This is a genomic window from Serratia sp. SM04 (assembly GCF_040280225.1).
In the GTDB taxonomy this organism is placed as follows: Bacteria; Pseudomonadota; Gammaproteobacteria; order Enterobacterales; family Enterobacteriaceae; genus Serratia; species Serratia sarumanii.
Map to the genome: position 1 here is coordinate 616,973 of NZ_JBEOQT010000001.1, position 18,716 is coordinate 635,688.

General features: G+C 61.8%; 13 protein-coding genes. 9 read left to right on the plus strand and 4 right to left on the minus strand.

The window, feature by feature from the left end:
* Positions 1 to 61: 61 nt before the first annotated feature.
* The 4 genes from ABTW55_RS02790 (at position 62) to rlmM (ending at position 3,133) form a co-directional block, all read left to right on the plus strand.
* Complete coding sequence (locus tag ABTW55_RS02790; protein ID WP_025304050.1) at positions 62 to 286, plus strand: YgdI/YgdR family lipoprotein; 225 nt, start codon at positions 62 to 64, stop codon at positions 284 to 286.
* A gap of 386 nt (positions 287 to 672) precedes the next feature.
* Positions 673 to 1,590: a transcriptional regulator GcvA gene (locus ABTW55_RS02795; RefSeq protein WP_025304049.1), complete on the plus strand. Its 918-nt coding sequence runs from the start codon at positions 673 to 675 to the stop codon at positions 1,588 to 1,590.
* 51 nt (positions 1,591 to 1,641) lie between these two features.
* Entirely contained in the window at positions 1,642 to 2,037 is a 396-nt protein-coding gene (locus ABTW55_RS02800) for a DUF423 domain-containing protein (protein WP_004931896.1), read from the plus strand.
* On the plus strand, positions 2,030 to 3,133 hold the full coding sequence (gene rlmM, locus ABTW55_RS02805) for a 23S rRNA (cytidine(2498)-2'-O)-methyltransferase RlmM (protein ID WP_033635748.1): 1,104 nt from the start codon (positions 2,030 to 2,032) through the stop codon (positions 3,131 to 3,133). Before ABTW55_RS02800 ends, rlmM begins: the two co-directional genes overlap by 8 nt.
* 39 nt (positions 3,134 to 3,172) lie before the next feature.
* Here rlmM and xni read toward each other — a convergent pair whose 3' ends face one another.
* From xni to queF, 3 genes are all read right to left on the minus strand, one after another.
* On the minus strand, positions 3,173 to 3,931 hold the full coding sequence (xni, locus tag ABTW55_RS02810) for a flap endonuclease Xni (protein WP_033635747.1): 759 nt from the start codon (positions 3,929 to 3,931) through the stop codon (positions 3,173 to 3,175).
* A gap of 52 nt (positions 3,932 to 3,983) precedes the next feature.
* On the minus strand, positions 3,984 to 5,348 hold the full coding sequence (ppnN, locus tag ABTW55_RS02815; RefSeq protein ID WP_019455737.1) for a nucleotide 5'-monophosphate nucleosidase PpnN: 1,365 nt from the start codon (positions 5,346 to 5,348) through the stop codon (positions 3,984 to 3,986).
* Between the two features lie 192 nt (positions 5,349 to 5,540).
* Positions 5,541 to 6,386: an NADPH-dependent 7-cyano-7-deazaguanine reductase QueF gene (gene queF / locus ABTW55_RS02820; protein ID WP_033649800.1), complete on the minus strand. Its 846-nt coding sequence runs from the start codon at positions 6,384 to 6,386 to the stop codon at positions 5,541 to 5,543.
* Between the two features lie 63 nt (positions 6,387 to 6,449).
* On the opposite strand from queF, the gene syd reads away from it, so the two are divergent.
* A complete protein-coding gene (syd, locus tag ABTW55_RS02825) occupies positions 6,450 to 6,998 on the plus strand; it encodes a SecY-interacting protein (protein WP_033649801.1) in 549 nt (182 codons plus the stop codon).
* 610 nt (positions 6,999 to 7,608) lie between these two features.
* Here the strand turns inward: syd and ABTW55_RS02830 are convergent.
* A complete protein-coding gene (locus tag ABTW55_RS02830; protein ID WP_060422201.1) occupies positions 7,609 to 8,847 on the minus strand; it encodes an MFS transporter in 1,239 nt (412 codons plus the stop codon).
* Positions 8,848 to 9,025: 178 nt separating this feature from the next.
* Here ABTW55_RS02830 and ABTW55_RS02835 point away from each other — a divergent pair, with 178 nt between their 5' ends.
* The 4 genes from ABTW55_RS02835 (at position 9,026) to truC (ending at position 18,703) form a co-directional block, all read left to right on the plus strand.
* Positions 9,026 to 9,352 carry a YqcC family protein gene (locus ABTW55_RS02835; RefSeq protein WP_033638567.1) on the plus strand — a complete coding sequence of 109 codons (327 nt, stop codon included), beginning with the start codon at positions 9,026 to 9,028 and terminating at the stop codon, positions 9,350 to 9,352.
* 146 nt (positions 9,353 to 9,498) lie between these two features.
* The gene (locus ABTW55_RS02840) at positions 9,499 to 15,474 is read left to right on the plus strand and encodes an alpha-2-macroglobulin (RefSeq protein ID WP_060422204.1); all 5,976 of its coding nucleotides are present in this window, start codon (positions 9,499 to 9,501) and stop codon (positions 15,472 to 15,474) included.
* Between the two features lie 49 nt (positions 15,475 to 15,523).
* A complete protein-coding gene (gene pbpC, locus ABTW55_RS02845) occupies positions 15,524 to 17,872 on the plus strand; it encodes a penicillin-binding protein 1C (protein ID WP_047570726.1) in 2,349 nt (782 codons plus the stop codon).
* 60 nt (positions 17,873 to 17,932) lie between these two features.
* A complete protein-coding gene (gene truC, locus ABTW55_RS02850; protein ID WP_060422207.1) occupies positions 17,933 to 18,703 on the plus strand; it encodes a tRNA pseudouridine(65) synthase TruC in 771 nt (256 codons plus the stop codon).
* Positions 18,704 to 18,716 lie beyond the last annotated feature (13 nt).

The following is an 18,716-nucleotide window of genomic DNA, read 5'->3' on the forward strand; positions in this document are numbered from 1 at the left end:
TAATCGCATCTATACACATAAAAGGTATTTATCAGCATTTAAAACTAAAAAGGAGTCCTCAATGAAGAAAACAGCCGCAGTTCTCTCTGCCCTGATGCTTACGTTCACCCTGGCCGCCTGTTCCAGCAACTACGTGATGCATACCAATGACGGACGCACCATTGTCGCTGACGGCAAGCCAAAAGTGGACAACGATACCGGCATGATCAGCTATAAAGACGCCAACGGCGTCGAGCAGCAGATCAACCGCGCCGATGTGAAAGAGATGGTTGAAAGCAACCAGTAACCGTCAGGCAAAAAAAAAGCACCGCAAGTTTTGCGGTGCTGCATAAAATCACTATGGACAGACAGGGTAAATGTACAGGAAGTGAAAAAACAGTAGCCTAGCTACCATGTCCGGAATCGCCGGACAATTTGCAAACACAACATCACAACCACAAGCCAAAAGTTCATCGGCGTCCTCGACACCCACTCCCTTTTCGTTCCGGCCCGGGAAGTGCCGCCACTATAGGTATTTGCTGGCGCATCCTCAACGGACAAATTATAATGGCTCGGATTAAAAAAACTAATGGCAATACGCCGTTAGCGTTTACCGATGGCTTGCCACACAAAGCCGCCCGATTTTCGGCGCCGAATCATTCGGATTAATGTTACACAAAAGTAGCTAATTTAATGTCTAAACGCTTACCTCCCCTCAATGCGCTGCGCGTGTTCGATGCGGCCGCTCGCCACCTGAGTTTCACCAAGGCGGCGGAAGAGCTGTTCGTGACCCAGGCCGCGGTGAGCCACCAGATCAAGTCGCTGGAGGACTTCCTCGGGCTGAAGCTGTTTCGCCGGCGTAACCGCTCGCTGCTGCTGACCGAAGAGGGGCAAAGTTACTACCTCGATATCAAGGAGATCTTCTCTTCGATCAACGAGGCGACGCGCAAGCTGCAGGCGCGTAGCGCCAAGGGGGCATTGACCGTCAGTTTGCCGCCGAGCTTCGCCATTCAGTGGCTGGTGCCGCGCCTGTCCGGCTTTAACTCAGCTTATCCGGGGATCGACGTGCGCATCCAGGCGGTGGATCGCGAAGAAGACAAGCTGGCGGACGACGTCGACGTGGCGATTTTCTACGGCCGCGGCAACTGGCCGGGGCTGCGCGCCGAGCGCCTGTATGCGGAATATCTGCTGCCGGTGTGTTCGCCGAGCCTGCTGACCGGCGATCATCCGCTGAAAACCGCAGAGGATCTGGCTTATCATACGCTGCTGCATGACGTTTCACGCCGCGACTGGCTGGCCTATACGCGCCAGCTGGGGTTGCAGCACATTAATGTGCAGCAGGGGCCGATCTTCAGCCATAGCGCGATGGTGGTGCAGGCGGCGGTGCACGGCCAGGGCGTGGCGCTGGTGAACAATGTGATGGCGCAAACCGAGATCGAAGCCGGTCGCCTGGTGTGCCCGTTCAACGATGTGCTGGTCAGTAAAAACGCATTTTATCTGGTATGTCATGACAGCCAGGCAGAACTGGGTAAAATAGCCGCCTTCCGGCAGTGGATCCTGGCGCGCGCCGCCAGCGAACAAGAGAAGTTCCGCTTCCGCTACGAACAATAAGACCGGCCGCCGCCTTGCCGCGGCCGGTGATTTTAAATGGGATAAATCACGATGAGCAGCCGTTCCATGCTGGTTTTCGCCGCTATCAGCGGCTTTGTGTTTGTCGCGTTGGGCGCATTCGGCGCGCATGTATTAAGCGGCACGCTCGGCGCCAACGAAATGGCCTGGATCCGCACCGGGCTGGAGTATCAGGGGTTCCACACCCTGGCCATCCTGGCGCTGGCGGTCGCGATGCAGCGCCGCGTGAGCCTTTGGTTTTACTGGAGCGGAGCGCTGTTGGCGTTCGGCACCGTGTTGTTCAGCGGCAGCCTCTATTGCCTGGCGCTGTCGCACCTGAAGGTCTGGGTATACATCACGCCGGTTGGCGGCGTGTGCTTCCTGATCGGCTGGATATTGATGTTGATTGGCGCTTTGCGTCTGAGGAAAAAGGCCGAGCGCCATGAATAAGATTGCGTTGTACTGCCGCCCCGGCTTTGAAAAAGAGTGTGCGGCGGAGATCACCGACAAAGCCGCCCAGCGGGAGATTTTCGGTTTTGCGCGGGTAAAAGAGCACAGCGGTTACGTGCTGTTCGAATGCTATCAGCCGGACGATGCCGACCGCCTGGCGCGGGAAATTCCGTTCCGCGAACTGATTTTCGCCCGCCAGATGATCGTGGTGGGCGAGCTGCTGCGCGATCTGCCGCCGGAAGATCGGGTATCGCCAATCGTCGGCATGCTGATCGGCGTGGTTGATCGCGGCGGCGAGCTGCGGGTGGAAGTGCCGGACACCAACGAAAGCAAAGAGCTGATGAAGTTCTGCCGCAAGCTGACGGTGCCGCTGCGCGCCGCGATGCGCGAGCAGAAGGTGCTGATGGCGCGTGAGAACCCCACTCGCCCGGTGGTGCACGTGTTCTTCATCGCGCCGGGCTGCTGCTATGTCGGTTACTCCTACAGCAACAACAACTCGCCGTTCTACATGGGCATTCCGCGTCTGCGCTTCCCGGCCGATGCGCCGAGCCGTTCGACGCTGAAGCTGGAAGAAGCGTTCCACGTGTTCATCCCCGCCGACGAGTGGGACGAACGTCTGGCCAGCGGCATGCACGCGGTTGATCTGGGGGCCTGCCCGGGCGGCTGGACCTATCAGCTGGTGAAACGCAGCATGATGGTGCATTCGGTGGATAACGGCCCGATGGCGCCGAGCCTGATGGAAACCGGCCAGGTGACGCACCACCGCGCCGACGGCTTCAAGTTCGAGCCGAACAGCAGCAAGATCTACTGGCTGGTGTGCGACATGGTGGAGAAGCCGGCGAAGGTAACCAGCCTGATGATCCAGTGGTTGGTGAAAGGCTGGTGCCGCGAAGCGATTTTTAACCTCAAGCTGCCGATGAAAAAGCGCTACGAGGAAGTGTCGCAGAACCTGATGAGCATCCGCGAAGCGCTGGGCGCTGCCGGCGTCAGCGTCGAAGTGCATGCCAAGCAGCTGTATCACGACCGCGAAGAGATCACCGTACACGTGCGCCGCATGTGGTCGGCGGTGCCGGGCCGGCGCGACGAGCGCGATTAATCGCGTTAAGCCTGATGAAGGGCGCTGCTTGCAGCGCCCTTATGGTATCGGCAGGCGCAGCTGCTGCAGGTTGCCGTCCAGCGACAGATCGGTACGCAGCGTGGCGACTTGTTTGCTGACGTAGGCCAGCTCGCGGTGCCGCTCCAGCTTGCCGCGCCATTTCTCCGGCACCTGTTCCAGCTGCTGATAGAGCCCGTCCAGGCTGCCCGACTGCTGCAACAGCAGCACGGCGGTTTTCGGCCCGATACCGGCCACGCCGGGGATCTTGCTGCTGCCGATCCCCGCCAGCCCCCAATAGTCCGGCAGCTGCTGCGGCTGCACGCCGAATTCCTGTTGCACGAAAGGCATATCCAGCCAGCGTTTCTGGAAGTAATCGCGGATCTGCACGTTCGGCGCCAAAAGCTGGCAGTAGCCTTTGTCGGTGGAGACGATGGTCACCTGGTGGCCGCCGCCGGCGACCTTCGCCGCCAGCGTGGCCGCCAGATCGTCCGCCTCGTTGCCGGGAGAATGCCAGCTGGCGACGCCCAGTTCGGCGAAGGCCTCGCGCAGCTGCGGCATCTCCTGCTGCAGGTTTTCCGGCATCGGCGAACGTCCGGCCTTGTAGTCCGGCAGAATTTGGTGACGCCAGCTGTCGCGGCGATCGTCCTCGTCGAAGACCGCCACCGCGTGGGTCGGGCGGCTGTGCTGGATCAACTGCTGCAGCGCGTGGCGGCAGGCGTTGACGCAAGGGGAACCCTGCACGGCGTGAATGCGGCGGATGAGGTTCAGGGCGTCGACAATCAGTAGGTGTATCATCATGGGCGGCAAGGTCAAAAAACGGGGCGGCCGTTACGCCGCCCGGGATTGAGGGTCAGGCGACGATTTCGTAGCAGGGCACATAGGCGCTGCCCGGCAGCTTCATGCGGTGCTGGGCGACAAAGCCCTGCAGCAGGCTGTCCATCTGCTTCATCATCTGCGGCTCGCCGTGCAGCTTGTACGGGCCGAACTGCTCGATGGCGTGGATGCCGTTTTCCTTCACGTTGCCGGCCACGATGCCGGAGAACGCGCGGCGTAGCGCGGCGGCCAATTGCTCCGGCGGCTGGTTCGGATACAGGTTGAGGTTCGCCATGTTCTCGTGGGTCGGCTCGAACGGCAGCTGCAGATCCGGTGCGATGCGGATCGACCAGTTGAAGCTGTAGGCGTCGCCGGTGTTGCGGCGGTTTTCCTTCACCAGCGGCATGGCTTTCTTCATCTGCCGCGCCACTTCCGCCGGATCGTCGATGATGATGGTGTAGTGACGGCGCGCGGCATCGCCCAGCGTGTTCATGATGAACTCGTCCAGCACGCGGAAGTAATCGGCGCTCTCTTTCGGCCCGGTCAGGATCAGCGGCAGCACCTGTTCGCTGTTCTCCGGGTTCATCAGAATACCCAGCAGGTACAGCAGCTCTTCGGCGGTGCCGACGCCGCCCGGGAAGATGATGATGCCGTGCGCGATGCGCACGAAGGCTTCCAGGCGCTTTTCGATGTCCGGCATGATCACCAGCTCGTTCACCAGCGGGTTTGGCGGCTCGGCGGCGATGATCGACGGCTCGGTCATGCCGATGAAACGGCTGTTGCGGTAACGCTGCTGCGCGTGACCGACCGCCGCGCCTTTCATCGGCGCTTCCATCGCGCCCGGCCCGCAGCCGGTGCAGATGTTCAGCTCGCGCAGGCCCAGCTGGCTGCCGACCTTGCGCGCGTACAGGTATTCGTTCTCGTTGATCGAGTGGCCGCCCCAGCACACCACCATATTGGGATCTTCATCCAGATGCAGCGTGCGTGCATTGCGCAGGATCGAGAATACCAGGTTGGTGATGTGGGCCGAGTTTTCCAGGTTCAGGTGCTGGAAACGGCCGGCGCTGGCGATTTGGCCGTGCACGAACAGGATGTCGCGCAGTACGGCGAACAGGTTGGCCTGCAGCGAGCGGATGATGCGGCCGTCGACGAACGCCTCTTCCGGCGGGTTGACCAGCTCCAGCTTCACCCCGCGTTCGCGGCGCAGCACGTTGATGTCGAAGGTTTCATAGCGTGACAGCAGCTGCTTGCTGTTGTCGGTTTGGCTGCCGGAGTTCAACACGGCCAGCGAACAGTTGCGGAACAGGCGGTACAGGTCGCTGCTGGCGGTGCGCTTCAGCATGTCTACTTCCAGCTGCGACAATAAATCCATAGAGCCAAGCGGGCTGATGTGTGTAATCAAGGTAACTCCTTTGCACCCGGTGCGGGGCGGTAGTAATCCATACGCAGCAAAACAGCATCTCGTTATGGTTGGCGTGCTGCGGCGCAGCGGGCGCTCCGCCCGGCCGCAGCCTCGTTTTAACCTTACCGCCGTCCCTGCGCTTTTACCAACATAAACCGCTCGTTAGCTCAGTTGTTGAGCAATGTTTCGCACTTATTGGCGCGCCAGGCGGCCGCGTTCGGGAGCGAATTCGACGTTGCTGCGCCACGGGTTGATATCCAGCCCGCCGCGGCGGGTGTAGCGGGCGTAAACCGTCAGGCTTTGCGGCCGGCAGTAGCGCATCAAATCGTTAAAGATGCGCTCGACGCACTGCTCGTGGAATTCGTTGTGGTGGCGGAAGGAGACCAGATAGCGCAGTAGCGCTTCGCGATCGATCTTGCCGCCGCGGTAGCTTATCTGCACCGAGCCCCAGTCTGGTTGATGGGTGATCAGGCAGTTGGACTTCAGCAGGTGGCTGACCAATTGCTCTTCCACCACCTCTTCACCGGCGGCGTTCAGCAGGTAGTCGGCGTTGAACTCATAATTGTCGATGCGGATATCCTGCTGATCGATGCAGTCGCCGGCCAGGCGGGCGATCGGCGTGCCTTCCAACTGCTCGACGCTGAACAGGGTGACGCTCACCTCGCCCTGGGCGCAGGCGGACAGATCGCGCTGCAGCGTGCTGCGCACCGTTTCCCAATCGGCGAACGGGGTTTGGTTGAAGCTGTTGAGATACAGTTTGAAGCTTTTCGATTCGATCAGGTTCAGGCTGTCGGCGTTGAGGCTGATTTCACCGACCGCCACCTGCGGCAGCCCGTTGGCGTTCAGCCAGGAGAGCTCGTACAGCGTCCAGATGTCCGCACCGTGGAAGGGGAGGTTATCGGGGTACAGCCCCAGCGGCTCGCGGTTCATGCTGCGCGGCACCGCCTGCAGCAGCGAGGCGTCGTAGCGATCGCGGTAGGCGGTGGGTTTGCCCAGCGTCAGCCCCGACAGGGCCTGGTGGTCTTGATATGAGGACATCTGCTGTCACCTTGGTCAGAGATAGGTACAATGGCCGTCAGTTTAACGTATGCGGGAAAGAATATGGACCATGATGTATCGCACGCTCTGCGTGAATTCACTCAACGCTATGTCGAGTTGTGGCAGCAAGAGCGCGGCCACGCGCCGGCCAGCCAGGCGCTGTACGGCGTGCCGTCGCCCTGCATCGTGGAGAACCGCGAGGACGAAGTGCTGTGGTTGCCACAGCCTTTCGAACCGGCGGCGACGTTGGAAAAGGTAGAAGCCGCGCTGGAGCTGCGTTTGCAGCCGGACGCGCACCGTTTCTACACGCAGCAATACGCCGGCGACATGAGCGCGCAGTTCGGCGAGCATCGTCTGAGCCTGCTGCAGGTCTGGAGCGAAGAGGATTTTATCCGCCTGCAGGAGAACCTGATCGGCCATCTGGTGACGCAAAAGCGCCTCAAGCTGCCGCCAACGCTGTTCCTGGCGACCACCGAATCCGAGATGACGATGGTGTCGTTGTGCAACGTCAGCGGCAACGTGGTGCTGGAACAGTTCGGCAGCGATAAGCGTACCCTGCTGGCGGCGACGCTGGGGAATTTCCTCGATGCGCTGCGCCCGGTGCTGGACTGAATGGCGACGGATTCGCCGTCGCCCGTGTGCGAGATCTCTCACACGGGCTGTGAGAGATCGCTCTTAATTTTTCCCGCCTTTCTCCAGGCGATGAGATTATTGTTATCCAGATCAATTGGTTAGAATTTCTTTAGGATAACTCTTAGGCTTAATTTAGTGTGAGACACCTCCCAAACCCTTGTGATTCCGGGGAATTTAAGCGATCTTATCGTTACCGGAACGGAACCGGCGGAGCAGGAAAGCATCAGGATGATGCAGCTTCAGGAAGAAGAAAGGGATGCGCTCAGGCAAGAGCGAAGGATGGCGTCAGGAGATGCCCAGGATGTTTCAGGATAGAAACCAGGGACACCTCCAGGACGGAGATTGAGAGCCGGCACAGGACTGTCGGCGGGTCAGGAAGGCTGAGGAACCGCGTCAGGACGATGCTGCAGGATGATGCAAGGATCGCTTGGTCAGGATGGCCGCAGGAAAAGTTTTCAAGGATTGAGCAGGGAGCACGCTGTGTAGCGGGATAGCTATAAAACGAACCGGGGGCACTGTTAACGCAGTGCCCCCAACTTTTTGTTCCATTCCGCCGCGCGTGCGGCCCTGCCTTAATCCCTCTTCAGCGTTAACCAATCGCGCCCAGCGTATCGCCTGCGCCCTGTTTTTTCGGCAGCAGGAACAGCGTGGCGTAGATATCCAGCAGGTAAATCGCCGCCAGCAGGCTGATGGCCGCGGTAAACGACACTTGCGTCACCAGCGCACCGATTACCAATGGCCCCAGGCCGCCGACGCCGCGCCCCAGATTGAACAGGATGTTCTGCGCGGTGGCGCGCGCCTGCACCGGATAGGTATCGGAAATCAACGCGCCGTAGCCGCCTATCATGCCGTTGACGAACATGCCCATCACGGCGCCGGCGAACAGCATCAGCGTCGGGTCGCTCAACTGGGCATAGCCGATCACCATCACCACGGCGCCGATCTGATAAAACACGAAGATCTTCCAGCGGGCGAAGCGATCGGCCAGCACGCCAAACAGCCAGATGCCGAACGTCATGCCGACCACCGTCACCGCCGTCCACAGGCCGGACTTGGTGAGCGAGAAGCCGAAGTTTTTCGCCAGGTAAGTCGGCATCCAGATCATCAGCCCGTAGTAACCGAAGTTCTGCACCGAACAGAGAATGAAGATGCCGATGCTGGCCCTGCTGGTGGCGCGATCCTTAAACAGCAGGCGCAAACGCTGCAGGAAGGAGAGCGATTGCCCAGCGTCTTTCTGCCGTACGAATTCCTCCGGTTCACCCAGAGTGCGGCGGATCAGGAATGACGCCAGCGCCGGCAGCAGGCCGACCAAAAACATGCCGCGCCAGCCGATGTGTTCCAGCAGCAGCGGCGTCAGGAAGGCGGCCGCCAGCACGCCCAGTTGCCAGCCCATGCCGACGTAAGCCGAAGCGCGGTTGCGCTTCTCCGCCGGCCAGGCTTCGGCGATCAGCGCCATGCCGATGCCGAACTCGCCGCCCAGCCCGATGCCCGCCAGGGTGCGATAGGCCAGCAGATCCCAATATCCTTGCGCCACGGCGCACAGGCCGGTGAACAGGGAAAACATCAGGATGGTGATCGTGAGCACCCGGATTCGGCCGAAGCGATCGCTGAGGTGGCCGAAGATCACGCCGCCCAGCACCGCGCCGATCAGCGTCCAGGTGACCAGCGAACCGGCGGCCGATGAGGTTAATCCTAATTCGCTGCTGATGGCCGGCAGCATAAAGCCGAGGATCAGCAGGTCAAACCCGTCCATGGCGTAACCGGTGACCGAAGCCAGCATGGCCTTACCGGGCGTCGCGTGGTTTTTTTTCTCTGTTATTACGGACATGAATCTTTATCTGTGTGGTGAACTCGGTGGGCCTATTGTGCCGCGCGGCGGCGGACGCCACCAGATAAAAACGGCGGGCTGTCTCAGACGCGCCGAATTTGGGCTATAAAAATGCTATGCTTTGCCGCCTTTCAGCCAGCGCGCTGAATACCATGATGAAAAGAGATCGGGAATGCAGATGAGTATACATAACCAGGTGCGCCGCAGTTTGCAGGCGATTGAACAATCCATGCGCGATCTGGCGCTGTGGCAGGCCGCGCCGCCTGATCATGAGGCCTTCTCCAGCACCGAGCCGTTCTGCATCGACAGCATGTCGGCCGAAGCCTGGCTGCAGTGGGTGTTCTTGCCGCGCATGTATGCGTTGCTGGACGCCGAAGCGCCGCTGCCGACGCGCTTCGCCATCACGCCTTATTTCGAAGAGGCGTTGAAAGATCGTGAACCGAGCAGCCTGCCGCTGCTGGTGCTGCTGCAACAGCTGGATTTGATGTTGAATAAAGAGCCGTAATTCGCCGGCGGCGCGCAGATTTTTGCCGCCCGGCAGTGTAGAGTACTCGCGCGGATGCCGGGCAGGAGAGCCGAAGGCGTCTTTCGGCTCGGTTGAACCGCGGCGGTTGACCGGGGGCTGCATTAGGATGATGAGGTGCTGCAATAATGGATTTATTAAGGTTTATCCTGCGTTTGCCTTTTACCCTGGTTAAGGGCGTTTGCCGCCTGCTGGGTGGGGTGTTGTCGCTGTTGGGGCGGTTGCTGAGACCGCTGGTCGGCAACCTCAGCTGGCGTGCGCCGGCCTGGTGGGCTGCGCTGCCGCGCGGTTTTTTGCGGCTCGAAAGCGGCGTGGATAAACACCCGAAAGCGATTGGTCTAGGCCTGCTGCTGTTGGCTGGCGCCGCAGGCGGCGCGTTTTACGGCTGGCACTGGTGGCAAAACCGGCCCCAGCCCATCGAACCGGCGCCGATGGCGGTTCAGGAGATCAGCGCCGAGTTGGCCAACCCCGAGCCGATAGACTACGCCGCCGCCCGGCAGGCGCCGCAAACGGTGAGCCTGACCTTCAGCGGCTCGGCCGCGGCGATAAGCGCGGTGGGTAAAACCGTGAGCGCCGGCATCATCCTCAAACCGGCTGCGGAAGGGCAGTGGGCGTGGCGCAATGAGTCGACGCTGGTGTTCACGCCGAAAAAACCGCTGCCGATGGGCGCGAAATATGACGTAACCCTCGAGCCCGCCACCTTGCTGGCGCCGCAGGTCAAGCTCGCCAAAACCCGCTATGCCTTCACCGTGCCCGCGTTCGATTACCGCCTGGGGCAGGCCGAGTATTACCGCGATCCGCAAGATGCGCAGAAACGCAGCGCGATTTTCAATTTGCAGTTCAATGCGCCGGTCGACGTCGCCAGCTTTGAAAAACAGATTTCGCTGGGATTGAAGGAGGGCAGCGCTTCCTCCGAGAAAAAGCTGAACTTCTCCCTGGTCTATGACGAGAAAAAACTGAACGCCTGGGTGCATTCCGAGCCGCTGCAGGCGCTGGATCAGGGCGGTGCTGTGCATCTGACCGTCGGCAAAGGCGTTAAATCGACGGCGGCCGGCAATGCGGTCGCTGAGGCGAAAAGCAACTGGGTCAAAGTACCGACGCTGTACAGCCTGGCGCTGAGCGACGCCAGCGCCCAGGTGGTGGATACCGACGGCGGCCAAGGGCAGCGTGCGCTGGTGGTCGGCTTCAGCGATGCGGTGAAGGATAAAGAGCTGGCGCGGGCCACCAAAGCCTGGCTGCTGCCGCAGCACGATCCGAGCGATGCCGAGACCGCCAACGATGCCGAAGATTTCTATCAATGGACGGTCGACAGCGTCGGCAAAAACGTGCTGGCGCAGGCGACGCCACTGCCGCTGACGCTTAACGAGGCGGAAGAGGCCTACCAGCCGCAGTTCAGCTTCCGTTTCGAAGCCCCGGCGCACCGCTTCGTGCTGATCGAGATAGACAACCAGCTGGTCTCCGTCGGCGGTTACAAAATGCCGAAGAAGGTTTACCGGGTGGTCGAAGTGCCGGAGTTCCCGAAATCGCTGCAGTTCATGTCCGCAGGCTCGCTGCTGTCGGTCAACGGCGACAAACAGATCAGCGTGGCGGCGCGCAACGTGGCGGGCCTGCGGCTGGACATCAAGCGGGTGATCCCGAGCCAGCTGCAGCACATCGTCTCCTTCAAAAGCCGGGAATACTCGTCAACGGAATTCAACCGGCTCAACGACGAATATTTCACCGAGCATTTCAAATACCAGACGGCGCTCAACAACGAGCGGCCGGGGGAAGTGAACTATCAGGGCATCGATCTCTCCCGTTATCTCTCCACCAACGCCAGTTCCCATCGCGGAGTATTCCTGCTGACGCTGTCCGAATGGCAGCCGAACCGGAAACCGGCGACGGAAGAGGCGGGCGCCGAGCCAGAACAGGAACCGGACGAGAGCACCGGGGAAGATCAGCCCGACGTCGGCGATTCGCGCTTTGTGGTGGTGACCGATCTGGGCATCGTCGCCAAGAGCTCGCAGGATAAGACGCGCGACGTCTTTGTGCAGTCAATTCAAAGCGGCGCGCCGGTCAGCGGCGCCAACGTGTCGGTGGTGGCCAAAAATGGCGTGACGCTGCTCAGCCAAATCACCGGAGCCGACGGCCACGTGCGTTTCCCGGCGCTCGATGTGTACACCAACGAGCGCCAGCCGGTGATGTTCCTGGTGGAAAAGGAGGGGGATGTCTCCTTCCTGCCGACCGGCAGCTATAACGATCGCGGGCTGGACTTCTCGCGCTTCGACGTCGCCGGTGAACAAACGCCGACCGATCCGCGCACGCTCAGCAGTTACCTGTTCTCCGATCGCGGCGTTTATCGGCCGGGGGATACCTTTAACATCGGCCTGATCACCCGCGCCGCCGACTGGGGCGTTGGCCTGGCCGGCGTGCCGGTGCGCGCCGAAATCCGCGATCCGCGCGACAAGCTGATGACCACCGTGCCGCTGACGCTGGGCGCCAGCGGTTTCAACGAGCTGAGCTATACCACCGATGAAAACTCGCCTACCGGCGAGTGGAACGTCTATCTGTATCTGATCGGCAAAAACAACGATACCTCCACGCTGCTCGGCCATACCGCGGTCAATGTGAAGGAGTTCGAACCGGATCAGCTGAAAGTGAAGCTGGCGCTGACGCCGAACCGCCAGCAAGGCTGGGTCAAACCGTCCGAGCTGAAGGCCAGCATCGATGTGCAGAACCTGTTCGGCACCCCGGCGCAGGATCGCCGCGTGAGCACCAGGCTGACGCTGCGGCCGATGTATCCGAGCTTCGATCGCTTCCCGGATTATGCGTTCTATGAAAATCGGCAAAACAGCGACGGGTTCGAAACCGAGCTGGAAGATCGCACCACCGATGAGCACGGCGCGGCTGAAATACCGCTCGATCTGAAATCCTACGCCGACGCTACTTATCAGCTGCAGCTGCTGTCGGAGGCGTTCGTCGCCGGCGGCGGGCGCTCGGTGGCGGCGACCGCCCGCACGCTGGTTTCGCCTTACGATTACCTGATCGGGGTGAAGGCGGACGGCGATCTGGGCTACATCAACCGCGACGCGGAGCGGCATCTGAACGTGATCGCCATCGATCCGAATCTGCAACAGATCGCCCTGCCGAACCTGAAGCAGGTGTTGATCGAGCAGAAATACATTTCGGTGCTGACCAAACAGGATTCGGGCGTTTACAAATACCAGTCGAAGATGAAGGAAGTGCAGCTGTCGGAACAGCCGCTGGCGCTGAGCGCGCAGGGCGCGGATCTGCGGCTGGCGACCGATAAGCCGGGCGACTTCGTGCTGGTGATTGAAGATGCGCAGGGCAAAACGCTCAACCGCGTCGCCTACAGCGTGGCCGGCAACGCCAACCTGAGCCGTTCGCTGGATCGCAACGCCGAACTGAAGCTGAAACTGAACCAGGCGGAATACCAGCCAGGCGAAGAGATCGAGGTGGCGATCAACGCGCCTTATACCGGCAGCGGCTTGATCACCATCGAGAAGGACAGAGTTTACGCCTGGCAGTGGTTCCACACCGACACCACCAGCTCGGTGCAGAAGATCCGCGTGCCGGCCGGCATGGAGGGCAACGGCTACATCAACGTGCAGTTCGTGCGCGATATCAACTCCAGCGAGATCTTCATGAGCCCGCTGAGCTATGGCGTGATGCCGTTCAAGATCAGCACTAAGGCGCGGCAAAACAGCCTCGAGGTGACGGCGCCGGAGGTCATCAAGCCGGGTGAAAACCTGACGATGACGGTCAAGACCGACGCGCCGCAGCAGGTGGCGCTGTTCGCCGTCGATGAGGGCATTCTGCAGGTGGCGCGCTACCGCCTGAAGGATCCGCTGGAGTTCTTCTTCAGCAAGCGCGAACTGAACGTGAGCAGCTCGCAGATCCTCGATCTGATCCTGCCGGAGTTCAGCAAGCTGATGGCGCTGACCGCGGCGCCGGGCGGCGATGCGGGCGAGGGGCTGGATCTCAACCTCAACCCGTTCAAGCGCAAGCGCGACAAGCCGGTGGCCTATTGGTCCGGCATTACCGAGGTCAGCGGCGAGAAGCAGTTCGTCTACCCGGTGCCGGACTACTTCAACGGCAAGATCCGCGTGATGGCGATTTCGGTGACCCCGGAGAAAATCGGCAAGGCGCAAACCGCCGCCACGGTGCGCGACAATTTCATCATGACGCCGAACGTGCCGGCGATGGTGGCGCCGGGTGACGAGTTCGACGTCAGCGTGGGCGTCAGCAACAACCTCGACGGGCTGAACGGCCAGTCGGTGGCCATCAACGTTCTGTTGACGCCGCCGCCGCAGTTGGAGGTGGTGGGCAACGCGACGCAAAGCCTGACGCTGGCGGAAAAACGCGAAGGCGTGATCGCTTTCCGCCTGCGTGCCAAAGCCGTGCTGGGCGATGCGCCGCTGGTGTTCGACGCCCGTTACGGCGACCAGGCCAGCCGCCGCACCGTCAGCACCTCGGTGCGGCCGGCGGCGCCGTACCGTACCCAGTCGGTGATGGGACGCATGAACGGCGGCAGCCAGAACGTCGATGGCCTGCGTCAGATGTTCGACGCTTTTGCGCAGCGCCGGGCGGCGGTGTCGAATTCGCCGCTGGTGCTGACCAGCGGGCTGGCGCAGTACCTGGCGGATTACCCGTATTACTGTTCCGAGCAGATCGTCAGCCGCTCCATTCCGCTGATGCTGCAGAGCCGCCACCCCGAGATGAAAAGCAGCCTGAGCCAGGCGGAAGTCAGCAAGCAGCTGCGCAACCTGCTTGGCGTGCTGCGCGCGCGCCAGAACGACAGCGGAGCGATCGGCGCCTGGCGTTCGTCGCCGGATGCCGATCCTTTCGTCACGCCTTATGTGGTGCAGTATCTGCTCGAAGCCAAAGCGGCGGGCTACGCCCTGCCGGAAGGCATGCTGGACGAGGCCAACGGCGCATTGCGCGAGCTGGCGGCCAGCGGATTCGACGATTTGTATCTGCTGCGCCTGCGCAGCTGGGCGGTTTACCTGCTGACGCTGCAAGGCGAAGTGACCACCAACTCGCTGGCGGCGGTGCAGGATACGCTGCAAAAACGCTATGGCGAAGGGTGGAAAACCGATCTGAGCGCGCTGTATCTGGCTTCTTCTTATCGGTTGTTGAAGATGGACGACGAAGCCGCCGCGCTGTTGCAACCGAGCTGGCAGCAGCTGAGCAAGGCGTATGACAGCGCCTGGTGGACGCAGAATTATTTCGATCCGCTGGTGCAGGATGCGACGCGGCTGTATCTGATTACCCGTCACTTCCCGGAGAAGGTGGCGTCGATCCCGCCGCAGGTGCTGGAGAATATGGTCAAGGCGCTGAAAGAAGAGCGTTACACCACCTACTCCTCCGCGATGAGCATTCTGGCGCTGGAAAGCTATTCGGCCCAGGTGGCGGCGCAATCCGCCAATGCGGATGCATTGGGCATCGTGCAGGTAGGCAAAAGCGGCGGTGAGCCGCAGCGCATCAGTGAGCTGCAGGGGTTGTTTGTTCAGGGGCAGTTCAACGCCGATGCCACCGCGGTGCGCTTCACCAACGGCGGCAGCGCGCCGGCCTGGTATGTGGTGACGCAGGCCGGTTACGACCTGAATGCGCCGCAAAAAGCGCTGTCGCGCGGCATTGAGATCGTCCGCGATTACACCGACGAACAGGGCAAGCCGGTGACGCAGGTGACGCTGGGGCAGAAGATCAACGTCCATCTGAAGGTGCGCGCCAACTCGAAAGAGGGGCAGAGCAACCTGGCGATCGTCGATCTGCTGCCGGGCGGGTTCGAAGTGGTGCAGCAAACGCCGCCGGAACCGGCCGATGCCGGCGAGGAGAGCGAAGACCGCGGCGGTTGGCAGTCGCCGCTGGCCGCTACCGGCTCCACCTGGGCGCCGGATTACAGCGATATCCGTGAAGATCGGGTGATTATCTATGGCAGCGCCGGCACCGAGGTGCAGGAGTTCGTCTATCAGATCAAGGCCACCAATACCGGCAGCTTTATTGTTCCACCGGCCTACGGCGAAGCCATGTACGATCGTGAAGTACAGGCGATGTCGGCCGGCGGCGGCAAGCTGGTGGTGGTGCCGGCGGGCAACGACTAGGCCGGCTCCGGCGCCAGGCCAGCGTCTGGCACCGGGGTGGTGAGAACGTATGAAGATCCTGACCGGGCGCGTGCTGCAAAACGGCTTGATGGCGGTGTTTTTACTGGCGCTGCTGCTGGCTGCGATTCGGCTGTGGCCGCATCCGCCCCTGTGGCAGGGGCTGCCGCAGTCTTCCGTCTATTACGACAGGCACGGCGCGCTGCTGCGCATCACCCTGGCCAACGACGACCGCTACCGGCTGTGGACGCCGCTGGAGCAGGTGTCGCCGTTGGCGGTGCGCGGGCTGCTGCTGCACGAAGACCGCTGGTTCTACTACAACCCCGGTTTTAACCCCGTCAGCCTGATGCGCGGCTTCTGGCGCAGCTATGTCGCCGGCGGCAAAATGCAGGGCGGATCGACCATCAGCATGCAGCTGGCGCGCATGCGCTGGCATCTCAACACCCGCACGCCGGGCGGCAAGCTGCTGCAGGTGCTGCGTGCGGTGCAGCTGGAACTGAGCTACTCCAAGCGCGATATCCTGGAAGCCTACCTGAATTACGCCCCTTACGGCCGCAACATCGAAAGCATCGGCGCCGCCAGCCTGATCTATTTCGCCAAGTCGCCGAAGGATTTGACCCTGCCGGAGGCGCTGACGCTGGCGGTGCTGCCGCAGTCGCCCAGCTACCGTCTGGAGCCGAAAACCGGCGTGCTCGGCGCCGCGTTGACCCAGGCGCGCAACCGTCTGTTCCAGCGCTGGCAGCGGGTTTACCCCACCGACGCCAGCCAGCAAACGCTGTTCCGCCTGCCGCTGGCGCTGCGCCAGCCCGAACAAGTGCCCTATATCGCGCCGCACTTTATCGAACAGCTGCGCCAGCAGACGCAGCAACTGGTGCAGCGCGATACCCGCGTCGACACCACGCTGGACGCCGGGTTGCAGCGGCTGGTTGAGCGGCAGGTCAATGCCTTTATTGCCCGCAACCGCAGCCGCGGCATCCAAAACGCCGCGGTGCTGCTGGTGGACAGCCGCGATATGGGGGTGCGCGCGCTGGTGGGATCGGCGGATTATTACAATCGGCCGATCCAGGGGCAGGTGAACGGCACCAACGCCAAACGCTCGCCGGGTTCGACGCTCAAACCGTTCATCTACGCGCTGGGCATGGAGCAGGGCGTGCTGCATCCGATGACCATCCTGAAGGACGTGCCTTCGTCGTTCGGCGCCTATGCGCCGGAAAATTTCGACCGGCGCTTTCTCGGCCCGGTGACCGCCACCGACGCGCTGAATTTCAGCCGCAACATCCCGGCGGTGTATGTTGCCTCGCAGCTGCGCCAGCCGACCTTTTATCAGTTTTTGCGCCTGACCGGCGTCGCCAATATGGCCAACGAAAGCCACTACGGGCTGTCGCTGGTACTGGGCGGCGGCGAGGTGACGGCGCAGGAATTGGCGAAGCTGTATGCGTTGCTGGCGAACCGCGGCGAGCTGCGGCCGCTTCGTATGCAGCTGAACGAGGCCGAATCGACGCCGGTGCGGCTGCTGAGCGAGGAGGCCAGTTTCATCACGCTGGATATGCTGCGCCAGCACCGGCGGCCGGGTGATACGCTGGCGCAGCGTTCTTCTTCGCTGCCGGTGTACTGGAAGACCGGCACTTCCTGGGGCTTTCGCGACGCCTGGAGCGTCGGGATTTTCGGTCCTTACGTGCTGGTGGTGTGGGAAGGCAACTTCGACGGGCGCGGCAACAATGCGTTGGTCGGCGCCGAGGCGGCCGCGCCGCTGTTCTTCAACATCATCGACAGCGTCAATGCCAGCTACCCCGGCCTGCGGGAACCGAAGCACCCGTTCCCCCAACGGCTGCGGCGGGTGGATATTTGCCTCGCCAGCGGCGATCTGCCGACGCCGTGGTGCCAGCAGAAGGGCAAGACCTGGTTCATTCCCGGCAAGTCGCCGATCAAGGTCGACAGCGTCTATCGGCCGGTGGTGCTGGATATTCACAGCGGCGAGGTCGTTTGCCCGCCGTATGACGCGGCGCAGACCCGTACCGAAATCTTTGAGTTCTGGCCTTCCGATCTGGCCAACGTGTTCGCCCAGGCCGGGCTGCCGAAGCGGGCGCCGCCGGTCAACCGCTGCAAAGACAACGGCATCGCCGTCGGCGGCAACGCGCCGCGCATCACTTCGCCGCTGAAAAATACCACCTATACCCTGCGCCAGTCGCAGCAGGGGCGAGATAAAATCGCCTTCAACGCGGTGACGGACGCCGACAGCAAGACGGTGTACTGGTTCGTCGACGATATCTATCTCGGCAGCAGCGCCAGCAAAAAGCCGATCGATTGGCGGCCGATCGACAACGGGCGCTACCGCATTCGGGCGGTGGACGATCGCGGCCGCGCCGATACGCGGCTGGTGACCATCGAATGGGTGAACTAGCGCTGAGCCGCACGCCTGTTATACTCGCGCCCGAAACGGCTATTTACCTGGGAAAGCGATGTGATTGAGATTTTGTATCAGGATGAACACCTGGTGGCGGTGAACAAGCCGTCGGGTTGGTTGGTGCACCGCAGTTGGCTGGATCGTCATGAGACCCGCTTTATGATGCAGACGGTGCGCGATCAGCTCGGGCAGCACGTCTTTACCGTGCACCGTCTCGATCGCCCGACGTCCGGCGTGCTGCTGATGGCGCTCTCCAGCGAGGTGGCGCGTCTGCTGTCGCTGCAGTTCGAGCAGCATCAGGTGCAGAAAACCTACCATGCGGTGGTGCGCGGCTACGTGCAGGAGGGGGCGACCCTCGACTACCCGCTGACGGCGGAGCTGGACAAAATCGCCGATAAACATGCCGATGCCGATAAAGGGCCGCAGCCGGCGGTGACGCACTACCGGCCGCTGGCGCAGGTAGAGATGCCGGTGGCCGTCGGCCGCTACGACAGCGCGCGCTACAGCCTGGTGGAGCTGCAGCCGGAAACCGGCCGCAAGCACCAGCTGCGGCGCCACATGGCGCATCTTCGCCATCCGATCATCGGCGACAGCAAGCACGGCGATCTGCGGCAGAACCGCGGCATGGCGCAGCATTTCGGCTGCCCGCGCCTGATGCTGCACGCCAGCTATCTGCAGCTGACGCACCCTGTGACCGGTGAGCCGCTGCGGGTGACGGCGCGCTGGGACGAAGACTGGCAAGGGGTGATGACGCAGTTCGGCTGGGCGGGAGTATTCCCTGAACTTGCCGGGGTTGAGTTTAGCGCGGCTAACGGTCAGGATAGCTGACAATTTTTAAAGG